The organism is Pseudomonas sp. MN1F (genome assembly GCF_009391885.1).
In the GTDB taxonomy this organism is placed as follows: domain Bacteria; phylum Pseudomonadota; class Gammaproteobacteria; order Pseudomonadales; family Pseudomonadaceae; genus Aquipseudomonas.
Map to the genome: position 1 here is coordinate 14,980 of NZ_VZII01000060.1, position 12,886 is coordinate 27,865.

The following is a 12,886-nucleotide window of genomic DNA, read 5'->3' on the forward strand; positions in this document are numbered from 1 at the left end:
CCCGGCCAATCAGCGGTTTTGCAGGAAGGCGCGAATCCGCTCCGCCGCCTCGATGCACTCGGCCAGCGGTGCAACCAGCGCCATGCGCACCCGGCCGGCGCCTGGATTCACACCGTCGACTTCACGCGACAGGTACGACCCCGGCACCACGGTCACATGCTGGGCCTCGAACAGGTCGCGGGTGAACTCGGCGTCACCGCCCGGCACCTTGGCCCACAGGTAGAAGCTGCCATCCGGGCGCTGCACGTCCAGCACCGGCTGCAGGATATCGAGCACGGCGTCGTACTTGGCACGGTACTGATCGCGGTTTTCGCGTACATGCGCCTCGTCCTGCCAGGCCGCGATGCTGGCCAGTTGGGTCTGCACCGGCATGGCACAGCCGTGGTAGGTGCGGTACAGCAGGAACGGCTTGATGATCTCGGCGTCACCGGCGACGAAGCCTGAACGCAGGCCTGGCAGGTTGGAGCGCTTGGACAGGCTGTGGAACACCACGCAGCGTTTGAAGTCGTTGCGGCCGAGCTCGGCGCAAGCGCTCAGCAGGCCCGGTGGCGGCGCATCTTCGTCAAAGTACAGCTCGCTATAGCACTCGTCGGCGGCGATCACGAAGTCGTGCTCGTCGGCCAGGGCAATCAGCTTTTTCAGGGTATCCATTGGCACCAGGGCGCCGGTGGGGTTGCCTGGCGAGCACAGGAACAGAATCTGGCAACGCTTCCAGACGTCGGCCGGCACGGCGTCGAAATCAGGGTTGAAACCGTTGTTTTCCAGGCAGGGCAGGTAGTGCGGCGTGGCACCGGCCAGCAGGGCCGCGCCTTCGTAGATCTGATAGAACGGATTGGGGCTGACCACCAGGCCGTCATCGGCACGGTTGACCACGGCCTGGGTGAAGGCGAACAACGCCTCACGGGTACCATTGACCGGCAGGATGTGGCGGTCGGCGTCCAGCCAGTCGGCCGGCACGCCGAAACGCCGCTCGCACCATTGGCCGATGGCCTGGCGCAGGGCCGGCAGGCCGATGGTGCTCGGGTACACCGCCAGCTTGTCGAGGTTGTCGGCCATGGCCTGGGCGACGAATGCCGGCGATTCGTGCTTGGGCTCACCGATCGACAGGGCGATGGCGCGTTTGTCTGCCGCAGGCTTCACGGTGCCCAGCAGGGCGCGCAGTTTCTCGAACGGGTAGGGCTGAAGCTGGGTCAAGGCATGGTTCATCGGCGCAAGGTCTCGTCAATCGTCTAATCGTTAAAAAGTCACGCGGGTCGTCGGGTTGGCATCGCTGGCCTGGCCGGCCTGCAGCTGCTGCACGATGGCTTCCTGCAGGCGGCTGCACAGCTGCGGGTCGGACAGCGGCTGGTTGTCGGCATCGGTGATGAAGAACACGTCTTCCACGCGCTCGCCGAGGGTGGCGATCTTGGCGTTCTGCAGCGACAGGTCGAACTCCAGGAAAATCCGCCCGATCCGTGCCAGCAGGCCGGGGCGGTCCGGAGCCGTGATCTCAAGGATGGTCACCGGGCGCTGGGCATCGTTGAGGATGGTCACCTGCGGCGGGAAGTTGAAGTGCTTGAGCTGGCGCGGCACCCGGCGCTGGATGATGGTCGGGTAGTCCTCGGGGTTGCGCAGCGCTTCGGTCAGGCCGTCGCGGATCTGCTTGACCCGCTGCGGGTTGTCGCCAATCGAGCCGCCGTCGTTGTCGAGCACGATGTAGGTGTCGAGGGTGAACTGGCTGCTCGAGGTGATGATCCGCGCATCATGGATGTTCAGGTTCAGCTGCGACATGGCGGCCACGGTCACGGCGAAGAAGTCGTGCTGGTCGGGCGCGTAGATGAAGATCTGCGTGCCGCCCTCGAACTCGCGCTGGGTGGTTTCCTTGATCAGCACCAGTGGTCCGCCATCGGCCGGTTGCTGGAGGATGGCGTCGCTGTGCCAGGCCACGTCGGCAGCGTTGTGCTTGAGGAAGTAGTCATCGCCCAGCTGCGACCACAGCTGCTCGACGTCGTCCGGGTCGGTGCCCTCGCGCACGAGGATGTCCAGTGCGGCCGACTGGGTCTGGCGGATCTGTTCCTCGCGGTCCAGCGGGTTCTCCAGGCCGCGACGCAGGGCGCGTTTGGTCTCGGTGTAGAGCTGGCGCAGCAGGCTGGCGCGCCAGGAGTTCCACAGGCTGGGGTTGGTGGCGTTGATGTCGGCCACGGTCAGCACGTAGAGGTAGTCCAGGCGCGTCTCGTCGCCCACATGCAGGGCGAAATCGTTGATCACCTGCGGGTCGGACAGGTCCTTGCGCTGGGCGGTGGTCGACATCACCAGGTGGTTCTGCACCAGCCAGACGATCAGCCGGCTGTCCCAGGCCGGCAACTGGTGGCGCTCGCAGAACTTCTGCGCATCCACCGCGCCGATCTCGGAGTGGTCGCCCTGGCGGCCCTTGCCGATGTCGTGGTACAGGCCGGCCAGGTAGATCAGCTCGGGCTTGGGCAGACGGCCCATGAGCTTGCTGGCCAGCGGGAATTTCTCGGACACCGGCGTGTACTGCAGCTTGCGCAGGTGCTTGATGAGGTTGAGGGTGTGCGCATCGACCGTGTAGATGTGGAACAGGTCGTGCTGCATTTGCCCGACGATCAGGCCGAACTCCGGCAGGTAGCGGCCGAGGATGCCGTAGCGGTTCATCCGTCGCAGGTTGCGGTGGATGCCGATTTCGCACTTGAACAGCTCGATGAACAGGCTGGTATTGCGGATATCGTTGCGGAAGGTGTCGTCGATCAGGTGCCGGTGTTCGCGCAGCAGGCGTACGGTGTCGGCCCGCACGCCCTTGATCTCCGGGTGCTGGGCCATCAGCACGAAGATCTCCAGCATGGCGAACGGCGTGCGCTTGAACACGTTCGGATTGACCGCTTCGATGTAGCCGTCGTGCAGCCGGAAGCGAGGGTTGAGCGGCTGCGTGGTACCGCTGTCGTCATCGGCGAGGATGACTTCCTCGAAGTGCTGGATGATCAGGTCGCACAGCTGGCTGATGCTCATCACCACCCGGTAGTACTGCTGCATGAACTGTTCGATGGCGCGCTTGGGGTTTTCGTCGCTGTAGCCGAGCAGCGCGGCGATGCTGCGCTGGTGGTCGAACAGCAGGCGGTCTTCGGCGCGCCCGGCAAGCATGTGCAGGGCGTAGCGCACCTTCCACAGGAAGTCCTGGGACGAGGCCAGCAGTTCGTTCTCGCTTTCCAGCAGGAAGCCTTCGCCGGCCAGGGCGTGCAGGTTCAGCGTGCCGTACTGGCGGCGGGCCACCCAGAGCACCGTCTGGATGTCGCGCAGGCCACCGGGCGAGCCTTTGACGTTGGGTTCGAGGTTGTACTCGGTGTCGTTGTACTTGTGGTGGCGGGCCTTGAGTTCGGCGCGCTTGGCGAGGAAGAACTCCTTGCTCGGCCACATGTACGTGGTGCTGGTCACCTCGAGCATGCGCTGGCGCAGGTCTTCTGGGCCGGCAATGGTGCGACTCTCCATCAGGTTGGTGATCACCGTCAGGTCGGCGCGGGCCTGCTCGGCACACTCGCCGACGGTGCGCACGCTCTGGCCGACTTCCAGGCCGATGTCCCAGAGCAGGGTGAGGAAGCGCTCGATGGCGTCGCGGTACTGTTCATGCTCGGCGGCGCCGAGCAGGATCAGCAGGTCGATGTCCGAGTGCGGGTGCAGTTCGCCGCGGCCATAGCCGCCAACCGCCACCAGGGCGATGCCGCTTGGGTCGCCCCAGTCGAACTGGTTCCAGGCCTGTTGCAGGATATTGTCGACGAGCCAGGCGCGGGCTTCGATCAGCGGGCGGATTTCGCAGCCTGTGCGAAAACGCCTGTCGAGCACCTCGCCGGCCTGGCGGATGGCTTTCTTGAAGGCGGCGATGGGGCTCGCCTTGAGGGCCAGTTCCGCCTGGAACTGGCCGCGGTCGAACAGCTCGGGATCCACCTGGGGCATTGCGTCGCGTTCCTGTCTTTAGGTTGCCTTGGGTGCAATCAGGCCGAGGTGCGCGGGATGGTGTCGTCCTTGCGCAGGGTGAAGATCTCGTAACCGGTAGCCGTGACCACCAGGGTGTGTTCCCACTGGGCCGAGAGCTTGCGGTCCTTGGTGATGGCAGTCCAGCCATCGCCCAGCACCTTGGTGTCGGCCTTGCCCTGGTTGATCATTGGCTCGATGGTGAAGGTCATGCCTTCCTTGAGCTCCATGCCGGTGCCGGCGCGGCCGTAGTGCAGGATCTGCGGCTCTTCGTGGAACACCTTGCCGATGCCGTGCCCGCAGAACTCGCGCACCACGGAGAAACCGTTCTTCTCGGCGTGCTTCTGGATCACTTCACCGATGTCGCCCAGGCGGCAGCCTGGCTTGACCAGTTCGATGGCCTTGTACATGCATTCCTGGGTGACCTTTGACAGACGCTCGGCCCAGACCGGCACGGTACCGACGTGGAACATGCGGCTGGTGTCGCCGTGGTAGCCGTCCTTGATCACGGTGACATCGATGTTCAGCGTGTCACCGTCCTTGAGCGGCTTGTCGTTGGGGATGCCGTGGCAGACCACATGGTTGATCGAGGTGCAGATCGACTTCGGGTAGCCCTTGTAGTTGAGGGGCGCCGGGATGGCCTGCTGGACGTTGACGATGTAGTCGTGGCACAGGCGGTCGAGCTCTTCGGTGGTGATACCGGGCTTGACGTGTTCTTCGATCATTTCCAGCACATCGGCGGCCAGGCGGCCGGCGATGCGCATCTTCTCGATGTCTTCTGCAGTCTTGATGGTGACGGTCATTACAGGCTCTCTACGGCGCCGCAGGCGGCGCGAACAAACGGGAAAGGCCGGATTCTAGCAGAGCAGGGCGGCATTCTGTCGGGATAAAGGCGGCCATGCTGCTGTCTATAGGAGGCATTCTGGCCTGTTTGGCAGGGTGCTGCAAAAACTGCTGACGGACGCAACCTGATCCGGGTTCCGTTCGCTCGCGGTCTGTGGTATAAAATGCGCCGCTTTCGGGGACGACCCCGTCAGCACTAAACCCACACACGTGTCGACACGATGACCTGGGTGCCCCGATTCTCCGGAAGCGCGGGTTGGTCATTGGGATGCGTGGAGGCCCAACCCGACTTATCAAGGAACTATCATGTCCCAAGTCAACATGCGCGATATGCTGAAGGCCGGTGTGCACTTCGGCCACCAGACCCGTTACTGGAACCCGAAAATGGGCAAGTACATTTTCGGCGCGCGTAACAAGATTCACATCATCAACCTGGAAAAAACCCTGCCAATGTTCAACGAAGCTCTGGCTTTCGTAGAGCGTCTGGCCCAGGGCAAGAACAAGATCATGTTCGTCGGCACCAAGCGTTCCGCCGGCAAGATCGTAGCCGAGCAAGCTGCTCGCGCTGGTTCGCCATACGTTGATCACCGTTGGTTGGGCGGCATGCTGACCAACTACAAAACCATCCGTGCTTCGATCAAGCGTCTGCGCGACCTGGAAACCCAGGCCGAAGATGGCACCTTCGCCAAGCTGACCAAGAAAGAAGCCCTGATGCGTTCGCGCGATCTGGAAAAGCTGGACCGCAGCCTGGGTGGTATCAAGGACATGGGCGGCCTGCCTGATGCCCTGTTCGTGATCGACGTTGACCACGAGCGCATTGCTATCACCGAAGCCAACAAGCTGGGCATCCCGGTTATCGGCGTTGTCGATACCAACAGCAGCCCAGAAGGCGTTGACTACGTCATCCCAGGTAACGACGACGCCATCCGCGCCATCGAGCTGTACATGACTTCGATGGCTGACGCCATCATCCGCGGTCGCAACAACGTTGCTGGCGGCACCGAAGTCTACGCTGAAGAAGCGGCTGCACCTGCTGCTGAGTAATAGGCGCTAGCGTCTACTTGGCACGCGAAAAGGGGGCTCTGCCCCCTTTTTGCCACCTTGAAATCCTGCTGTCAGCAACGGCCCCGCATGATGGGCGAGCTGATATAAAAGCAGCGATTTGCAGAATTTAACGCCCGTGACGAACGGGTGGAATGGTTGAAAAACTTTCCAAGAGGATTTTGAAATGGCAGCAATTACTGCGGCGCTGGTCAAAGAACTGCGCGAGCGTACCGGCGAAGGCATGATGGATTGCAAAAAGGCCCTGGAAAAGGCCGGCGGCGACATCGAGAAAGCCATTGACGACATGCGTGCCTCGGGCGCCATCAAGGCCGCCAAGAAGGCTGGCAACGTCGCTGCTGAAGGCGCTATCGCCGTCAAGGCCGACGGCAAAGCCGCCGTCCTGCTGGAAGTGAACTCGCAGACCGACTTCCTGGCCCTGCAAGACGACTTCAAGAACTTCGTGGCCGAAAGCCTGGAAGAAGCCTTCGCCCAGAAGCTGACCGACGCTGCTCCGCTGATCGCCTCGCGTGAGTCCGCTCGTGAAGCCCTGGTTGCCAAGTGCGGCGAAAACGTCAACATCCGTCGCCTGGTGCGCGTTGAAGGTGACGTTGTCGGCGCCTACCTGCACGGCAACAAGATCGGTGCAGTCGTTGTTCTGAAAGGCGGCGACGTCGAGCTGGCCAAGAACATCGCCATGCACGTTGCAGCTTCGAACCCAGAGTTCCTGGATTCGTCGGAAATCTCCGCCGAGGCCATCGAGCGCGAGAAGGGCGTCTTCCTGCAGCTGAACGCTGACAAGATCGCCGGCAAGCCGGAAAACATCGTTGAGAACATGGTCAACGGTCGTATCGCCAAGTTCAAGGCCGAAGCCTCGCTGAAAGAGCAAGCCTTCGTCATGAACCCAGAAGTCAAAGTTGGCGAGCTGGCCAAGAAAGCCGGTGCTGAAATCGTTTCCTTCACCTACTTCAAGGTTGGCGAAGGCATCGAGAAGCCAGTCGACAACTTCGCTGAAGAAGTTGCCGCTCAGGTAGCTGCTGCCAAGCAGTAAGACAGCCCCGTCTGTCGCCCCAAAGAGGCTGCCCGCTCACGCGCGCAGCCTCTTTGTCAAAACGGCGCAGGGTTTATAAGGCCCGGCGCCGCTGGCACCAAAACGGTGCCACGCTACAGTTAGCAAGCCGAAAACGGCTCGCACGAATTTTCTAAAAGTACGCCGCAGGAGAGACTCGCAATGGCTCAGCAGGTGAGTGGTCGCCAACCTCGCTATAAACGCATTTTGCTCAAACTTAGCGGCGAGGCCCTGATGGGCTCGGAAGAATTCGGGATCGACCCGAAGGTGCTGGACCGCATGGCCCTTGAAGTTGGCCAGCTGGTAGGGATCGGTGTTCAGGTCGGCCTGGTGATCGGTGGTGGCAACCTGTTCCGCGGCGCAGCGCTCAGCGCAGCCGGCATGGACCGTGTCACCGGTGACCACATGGGCATGCTGGCCACCGTGATGAACGGCCTGGCCATGCGCGATGCGCTGGAGCGTTCGAACATCCCGGCCCTGGTCATGTCGGCCATTTCCATGGTTGGCGTCACCGATCATTACGATCGTCGCAAAGCTATTCGCCACCTCAACTCCGGGGATGTGGTAATTTTCTCTGCCGGTACCGGCAACCCGTTCTTCACTACCGACTCCGCAGCCTGCCTGCGCGGCATCGAAATCGATGCCGACGTGGTATTGAAGGCGACCAAGGTTGATGGTGTGTACACTGCCGATCCATTCAAGGATCCGCACGCCGAGAAGTTCGATCACCTGACCTATGACGAGGTTCTGGATCGCAAGCTGGGCGTGATGGACCTGACCGCAATTTGCCTGTGCCGTGACCACAAGATGCCGTTGCGGGTATTCAACATGAACAAGCCTGGCGCCCTGCTGAACATCGTGGTCGGTGGCGGTGAAGGTACTTTGATCGAGGAAGTCCAAGCATGATCAACGACATCAAGAAAGACGCGCAGGAGCGCATGACCAAGTCCCTCGAGGCCCTTGCTCGCAACCTGGCGGCAATCCGCACTGGTCGCGCTCACCCAAGCATCCTGGATACCGTCAAGGTCACTGCCTGGGGCAGCGAGATGCCGCTGAACCAGGTGGCTGCGATCACCGTCGAAGACGCCCGCACCCTGAAGATCGTCGCTCACGACAAGAACCTCAGCGCTGCCATCGAGAAGGCCATCCTGACCTCCGACCTGGGCCTTAACCCGTCCAGCGCCGGTACCACCATCCGCGTACCGATGCCGGCCCTGACCGAAGAAACCCGCAAGGGCTACACCAAGCAGGCCAGCGGCGTTGCCGAAGATGCCAAGGTGGCTGTGCGCAACGTGCGCCGTGATGCCCTGGGTGATCTGAAGAAGCTGACCAAGGACAAGGAAATCAGCGAAGACGAAGAGCGTCGCGCCGCTGATGAAATCCAGAAGCTGACCGACAAGTTCATTGCTGAAGTCGATGCTGCTTATAAAGCCAAGGAAAAGGACCTGATGGCCGTTTAAGGCCGAGGTTTTTTAATGGAAAAGTCCAAGTTGGCGGTACCGTCGTCGGTGCCGCGTCATGTCGCGATCATCATGGATGGCAACAACCGCTGGGCGAAGAAGCGCCTGTTGCCCGGCGTCGCCGGGCACAAGGCCGGCGTCGATGCGGTGCGCGCAGTCATCGAGGTGTGTGCTGAATCCGGGGTCGAAGTGCTGACCCTGTTCGCGTTCTCCAGTGAGAACTGGCAGCGCCCGGCCGAAGAGGTCGGTGCGTTGATGGAACTGTTCTTCTCGGCCTTGCGCCGTGAGGCCCGGCGCCTCAACGAGAACAATATCAGCCTGCGCATCATCGGTGACCGTTCGCGTTTCCACCCCGAGCTGCAGGCCGCCATGCGCGAAGCCGAGGCGCTGACAGCGGGCAGTAACCGCTTCATTTTGCAGATCGCCGCCAACTACGGTGGTCAGTGGGATATCGCCCAGGCCGCCCAGCGCCTGGCGCGTGAGGTTCAGGCCGGTCACCTGCGTCCGGACGACATCACCCCGGGTTTGCTGCAGACCTGCCTGGCCACAGGTGAGCTGCCATTGCCCGACCTGTGCATCCGTACCGGTGGCGAGCATCGCATCAGCAACTTCCTGCTGTGGCAGCTGGCTTACGCCGAACTGTACTTCTCCGACCTCTACTGGCCGGATTTCAAACACGAGGCCATGCGCAAAGCCCTGGCCGATTTCGCTTCGCGCCAGCGCCGCTTCGGTAAGACCAGCGAGCAGGTCGAGGCTGGAGCTCGTGCTTAATGCTTAAACAACGCATCATTACTGCGCTGATCCTGTTGCCGGTCGCGCTGGGTGGGTTTTTCCTGCTCAACGGCGGGGACTTCGCCCTGTTCATCGGCTTCGTGGTGACCCTCGGTGCCTGGGAGTGGGCGCGTCTGGCCGGGCTTATGGCCCAGCCTTTGCGCATCGCCTACGCCGCTGTAGTCGCCGGGGCGCTGATGTTGCTCCATCTCATGCCGGACCTTGCACCTTGGGTGCTCGGGGCTTCGGTCATCTGGTGGGCGCTGGCCACCTGGCTGGTGCTGACCTACCCACGCAGCAGCGAGCTCTGGGCCAGTGCGGCCTGCAAGCTGTTGATCGGCCTGCTGATCCTGTTGCCGGCCTGGCAAGGGCTGATCCTGCTCAAGCACTGGCAGCTGGGCAACTGGCTGATCCTGTCGGTCATGGTGCTGGTCTGGGCTGCTGATATTGGCGCCTATTTCTCCGGTCGTGCCTTTGGCAAGCGCAAGCTGGCGCCCCAGGTGAGCCCGGGCAAGAGCTGGGAAGGCGTCTATGGTGGCCTGGCCGTCAGCCTGGTGATCACCCTGGCGGTGGGCATCAGTCGTGACTGGGGCTTCGCTCAGCTTCTGCTAGGGCTGTTGGGCGCCGCGCTGGTGGTCATGTCGTCGGTGATCGGCGACCTGACCGAAAGCATGTTCAAGCGCCGTGCCGGCATCAAGGACAGCAGCAACCTGCTGCCTGGCCATGGTGGTGTGCTGGATCGCATCGACAGCCTGACCGCTGCGATCCCGATCTTTGCCGTGCTGCTGTGGGCTGCCGAATGGGGTGTGATGTGAGCAGCGTGCAGCGGATTACTGTCCTGGGTGCGACCGGCTCGATCGGCCTGAGCACCCTCGATGTGATTGTACGGCACCCCGAGCGCTACCAGGTGTTCGCGCTGAGCGGCTATTCGCGCATCGACGAACTGCTGGCCCTGTGCGTTCGGCACCGTCCAGCCTATGCCGTGGTGCCCAATGACGAAGCCGCTGCGCGCCTGCGCGATGGCCTGGTTGGCGCCGGTTGCACTGCGCAGGTGCTGGTAGGGGAGGCGGGCCTCTGCGAGGTTGCGGCAGCCCCTGAAGTGGATGCGGTGATGGCCGCCATCGTCGGTGCCGCGGGCCTGCGCCCGACCCTGGCCGCCGTCGAGGCGGGCAAGAAGGTGTTGCTGGCCAACAAGGAAGCGCTGGTGATGTCCGGCGCGCTATTCATGGACGCGGTGCGGCGCAGTGGTGCCGTGCTGCTGCCGATCGACAGCGAGCACAATGCGATTTTCCAGTGCCTGCCGGGCGATTATGCCCGCGGCCTGGGCCAGGTTGGTGTGCGCCGCATCCTGCTGACCGCCTCGGGTGGGCCGTTCCGCGAAACGCCCCAGGCAGCGCTGGTCGATGTCACGCCGGAACAGGCCTGCGCCCATCCCAATTGGTCCATGGGGCGGAAGATTTCCGTGGACTCGGCCAGCATGATGAACAAGGGGCTGGAGCTGATCGAAGCCTGCTGGCTGTTCGATGCGGCGCCGGCCAAGGTCGAAGTGGTGGTGCATCCACAAAGCGTGATCCATTCGCTGGTCGACTACGTCGATGGTTCGGTGCTGGCCCAGTTGGGCAATCCGGACATGCGTACCCCGATCGCCAACGCCCTGGCCTGGCCGGAGCGGATCGATTCCGGGGTTGCGCCGCTGGACCTGTTTGCCATTGCCCGTCTGGACTTCCAGGCGCCGGACGAACAGCGCTTCCCCTGCCTGCGCCTTGCGCGCGAGGCGGCTGAAGCCGGTAACAGCGCGCCTGCGGTGCTCAATGCGGCCAATGAGGTCGCCGTCGAGGCATTTCTCCAGCGGCGTATCCGCTTCCCGGAGATCGCGGGTATGATCGAACAGGTGCTTGATCAGGAACCTGTGGTGCCGCTGCAGTCGCTGGAGGCCGTGTTCGCTGCCGACCAGCGTGCCCGTGAGCTGGCTCGTGAGTGGCTGAGGCGTCACGGTCGTTGAGGCCGGGCGCTCTGCCAGGGTTCTGCTGAACGTCATTCGGAGATAGATATGACTGCGCTCTACATGATTGTCGGCACCCTGGTGGCCCTGGGTGTATTGGTCACGTTCCACGAATTTGGCCACTTCTGGGTTGCCCGGCGCTGCGGGGTCAAGGTGCTGCGCTTCTCGGTCGGCTTCGGCATGCCGCTGCTGCGCTGGCATGACCGTCAGGGCACCGAGTTCGTGGTGGCGGCGATCCCTCTGGGTGGCTACGTCAAGATGCTCGACGAGCGTGAGGGCGAAGTGCCTCCGGCGCTTGCCGATCAGTCCTTCAACCGCAAGTCGGTGCGTCAGCGCATCGCCATTGTGGCGGCCGGCCCGATCGCCAACTTCCTGCTGGCCATCGTCTTCTTCTGGCTGCTGGCCATGCTGGGTACCCAGCAGGTCCGCCCGGTGATCGGCGCGGTCGAATCCGGCAGCCTGGCAGCGTCGGCAGGCCTGGCCGCCGGTCAGGAAATTGTATCTATCGATGGCAAGGCGACCAGCGGTTGGTCGGCAGTCAATCTGCAGTTGGTTCGGCGCCTGGGTGAGAGCGGCACGCTGCAGGTGGGGGTGCGCGACGAAGGCGCCACTGCCGAGCGCCAGCTGCAGGTGAAACTGGACCATTGGCTCAAAGGCGCCGACGAGCCGGACCCTATTCAGTCCCTGGGCCTGCGCCCATGGCGGCCGGCGGTGTCGCCGGTGCTGGCCGAGATCGACCCGAAAGGCCCGGCTGCGGCCGCTGGTCTGAAGGCCGGCGACAAGTTGCTGGCCCTCGACGGCGCGGCGCTGGGCGATTGGCAGCAGGTGGTGGACAGTGTTCGCGCCCGCCCCGATGCCCAGGTGGTGCTGCGCGTCGAGCGCGATGGCGCGGCCCTCGATGTGCCGGTCACGCTGGCTCACAAAGGTGAAGGCAAGGCTGCCGGGGGCTACCTCGGGGCGGGTGTGAAGGGCGCCGAATGGCCGGCCAGCATGCTCCGCGAAGTCAGCTATGGCCCGCTGGATGCCGTGGGCGAGGGCCTCTCGCGGACCTGGAACATGAGTGTCCTGACCCTCGAGTCGCTGAAGAAAATGCTGTTCGGTGAGCTCTCGGTAAAAAACTTGAGTGGACCGATAACCATTGCTAAAGTGGCGGGCGCTTCAGCCCAGTCCGGCGTGGGGGATTTCCTGAATTTCCTGGCCTACCTGAGCATAAGCCTGGGGGTTCTTAACCTGCTGCCCATTCCAGTACTGGATGGGGGGCATTTGCTGTTTTACCTGGTCGAGTGGGCGCGCGGTCGTCCGCTGTCAGAACGGGTGCAAGGTTGGGGGGTCCAGATCGGTATCAGTTTGGTCGTAGGGGTGATGTTGCTCGCCCTGATCAACGATCTGGGTCGACTTTAAAAGCTTCGCTCAATTGCGAACCTGCCGTTTCCATGCGGCGGGTTGTTTATTGCCAGTTGGAATAAAAGGACTTCATGAAACGTCTGCTGCTAACTGCGGTCATGTCCGCACTGATGATCGCTGAAGTTCACGCCGAGTCCTTCACTATCTCCGATATTCGTGTCAACGGCCTGCAGCGGGTATCCGCTGGCAGCGTGTTCGGCGCCTTGCCGCTCAACGTCGGCGACCAGGCTGACGACCGCCGCCTGGTGGATTCCACCCGCTCGCTGTTCAAGACCGGCTTCTTCCAGGACATCCAGCTGAACCGCGATGGCAACGTCCTGATCATCAACGTGGTCG

11 protein-coding genes and 1 pseudogene are annotated in these 12,886 nt (G+C 62.8%); 9 read left to right on the forward strand and 3 right to left on the reverse strand.

What is annotated here, in order from left to right:
* Positions 1-9 precede the first annotated feature (9 nt).
* The 3 genes from dapC to map are packed head-to-tail and all read right to left on the reverse strand — an operon-like array spanning position 10 to position 4,763.
* On the reverse strand, positions 10-1,206 hold the full coding sequence (gene dapC / locus F6X59_RS26215; RefSeq protein ID WP_152959003.1) for a succinyldiaminopimelate transaminase: 1,197 nt from the start codon (positions 1,204-1,206) through the stop codon (positions 10-12).
* 30 nt (positions 1,207-1,236) lie between these two features.
* A complete protein-coding gene (locus F6X59_RS26220; protein WP_152959004.1) occupies positions 1,237-3,942 on the reverse strand; it encodes a [protein-PII] uridylyltransferase in 2,706 nt (901 codons plus the stop codon).
* A gap of 38 nt (positions 3,943-3,980) precedes the next feature.
* Positions 3,981-4,763: a type I methionyl aminopeptidase gene (gene map / locus F6X59_RS26225; protein ID WP_152959005.1), complete on the reverse strand. Its 783-nt coding sequence runs from the start codon at positions 4,761-4,763 to the stop codon at positions 3,981-3,983.
* A gap of 346 nt (positions 4,764-5,109) precedes the next feature.
* Between map and rpsB the strand changes: the two genes are divergently transcribed.
* The 9 genes and pseudogenes from rpsB to F6X59_RS26270 form a co-directional block, all read left to right on the forward strand.
* Positions 5,110-5,847, forward strand: coding sequence for a 30S ribosomal protein S2 (gene rpsB / locus F6X59_RS26230; protein ID WP_060512637.1), 738 nt, complete (start codon positions 5,110-5,112; stop codon positions 5,845-5,847).
* A gap of 184 nt (positions 5,848-6,031) precedes the next feature.
* Positions 6,032-6,895, forward strand: coding sequence for a translation elongation factor Ts (gene tsf, locus F6X59_RS26235; protein WP_152959006.1), 864 nt, complete (start codon positions 6,032-6,034; stop codon positions 6,893-6,895).
* A 180-nt stretch (positions 6,896-7,075) separates the two neighbouring features.
* Positions 7,076-7,819 carry a UMP kinase gene (pyrH, locus tag F6X59_RS26240; RefSeq protein ID WP_110639358.1) on the forward strand — a complete coding sequence of 248 codons (744 nt, stop codon included), beginning with the start codon at positions 7,076-7,078 and terminating at the stop codon, positions 7,817-7,819.
* Positions 7,816-8,373: a ribosome recycling factor gene (gene frr, locus F6X59_RS26245; protein ID WP_152959007.1), complete on the forward strand. Its 558-nt coding sequence runs from the start codon at positions 7,816-7,818 to the stop codon at positions 8,371-8,373. Before pyrH ends, frr begins: the two co-directional genes overlap by 4 nt.
* Positions 8,374-8,388: 15 nt before the next feature.
* Complete coding sequence (gene uppS / locus F6X59_RS26250) at positions 8,389-9,144, forward strand: polyprenyl diphosphate synthase (protein ID WP_152959008.1); 756 nt, start codon at positions 8,389-8,391, stop codon at positions 9,142-9,144.
* Complete coding sequence (locus tag F6X59_RS26255) at positions 9,144-9,959, forward strand: phosphatidate cytidylyltransferase (RefSeq protein WP_152959009.1); 816 nt, start codon at positions 9,144-9,146, stop codon at positions 9,957-9,959. Before uppS ends, F6X59_RS26255 begins: the two co-directional genes overlap by 1 nt.
* A complete protein-coding gene (gene ispC / locus F6X59_RS26260; RefSeq protein ID WP_372240546.1) occupies positions 9,956-11,146 on the forward strand; it encodes a 1-deoxy-D-xylulose-5-phosphate reductoisomerase in 1,191 nt (396 codons plus the stop codon). The genes F6X59_RS26255 and ispC overlap by 4 nt, the downstream gene beginning before the upstream one ends.
* Before the next feature lie 48 nt (positions 11,147-11,194).
* Complete coding sequence (rseP, locus tag F6X59_RS26265; RefSeq protein WP_152959011.1) at positions 11,195-12,547, forward strand: sigma E protease regulator RseP; 1,353 nt, start codon at positions 11,195-11,197, stop codon at positions 12,545-12,547.
* 74 nt (positions 12,548-12,621) lie between these two features.
* Positions 12,622-12,886, forward strand: a pseudogene (locus tag F6X59_RS26270) (outer membrane protein assembly factor BamA); the annotation flags it as partial.

Excerpts from the sequence above, each read along its gene's own strand:
- dapC (WP_152959003.1), bottom strand. The coding sequence starts at position 1,206 with ATGAACCATGCCTTGACCCAGCTTCAGCCCTACCCGTTCGAGAAACTG.
- F6X59_RS26220 (WP_152959004.1), bottom strand. The coding sequence starts at position 3,942 with ATGCCCCAGGTGGATCCCGAGCTGTTCGACCGCGGCCAGTTCCAGGCG.
- map (WP_152959005.1), bottom strand. The coding sequence starts at position 4,763 with ATGACCGTCACCATCAAGACTGCAGAAGACATCGAGAAGATGCGCATC.
- rpsB (WP_060512637.1), top strand. The coding sequence starts at position 5,110 with ATGTCCCAAGTCAACATGCGCGATATGCTGAAGGCCGGTGTGCACTTC.
- tsf (WP_152959006.1), top strand. The coding sequence starts at position 6,032 with ATGGCAGCAATTACTGCGGCGCTGGTCAAAGAACTGCGCGAGCGTACC.
- pyrH (WP_110639358.1), top strand. The coding sequence starts at position 7,076 with ATGGCTCAGCAGGTGAGTGGTCGCCAACCTCGCTATAAACGCATTTTG.
- frr (WP_152959007.1), top strand. The coding sequence starts at position 7,816 with ATGATCAACGACATCAAGAAAGACGCGCAGGAGCGCATGACCAAGTCC.
- uppS (WP_152959008.1), top strand. The coding sequence starts at position 8,389 with ATGGAAAAGTCCAAGTTGGCGGTACCGTCGTCGGTGCCGCGTCATGTC.
- F6X59_RS26255 (WP_152959009.1), top strand. The coding sequence starts at position 9,144 with ATGCTTAAACAACGCATCATTACTGCGCTGATCCTGTTGCCGGTCGCG.
- rseP (WP_152959011.1), top strand. The coding sequence starts at position 11,195 with ATGACTGCGCTCTACATGATTGTCGGCACCCTGGTGGCCCTGGGTGTA.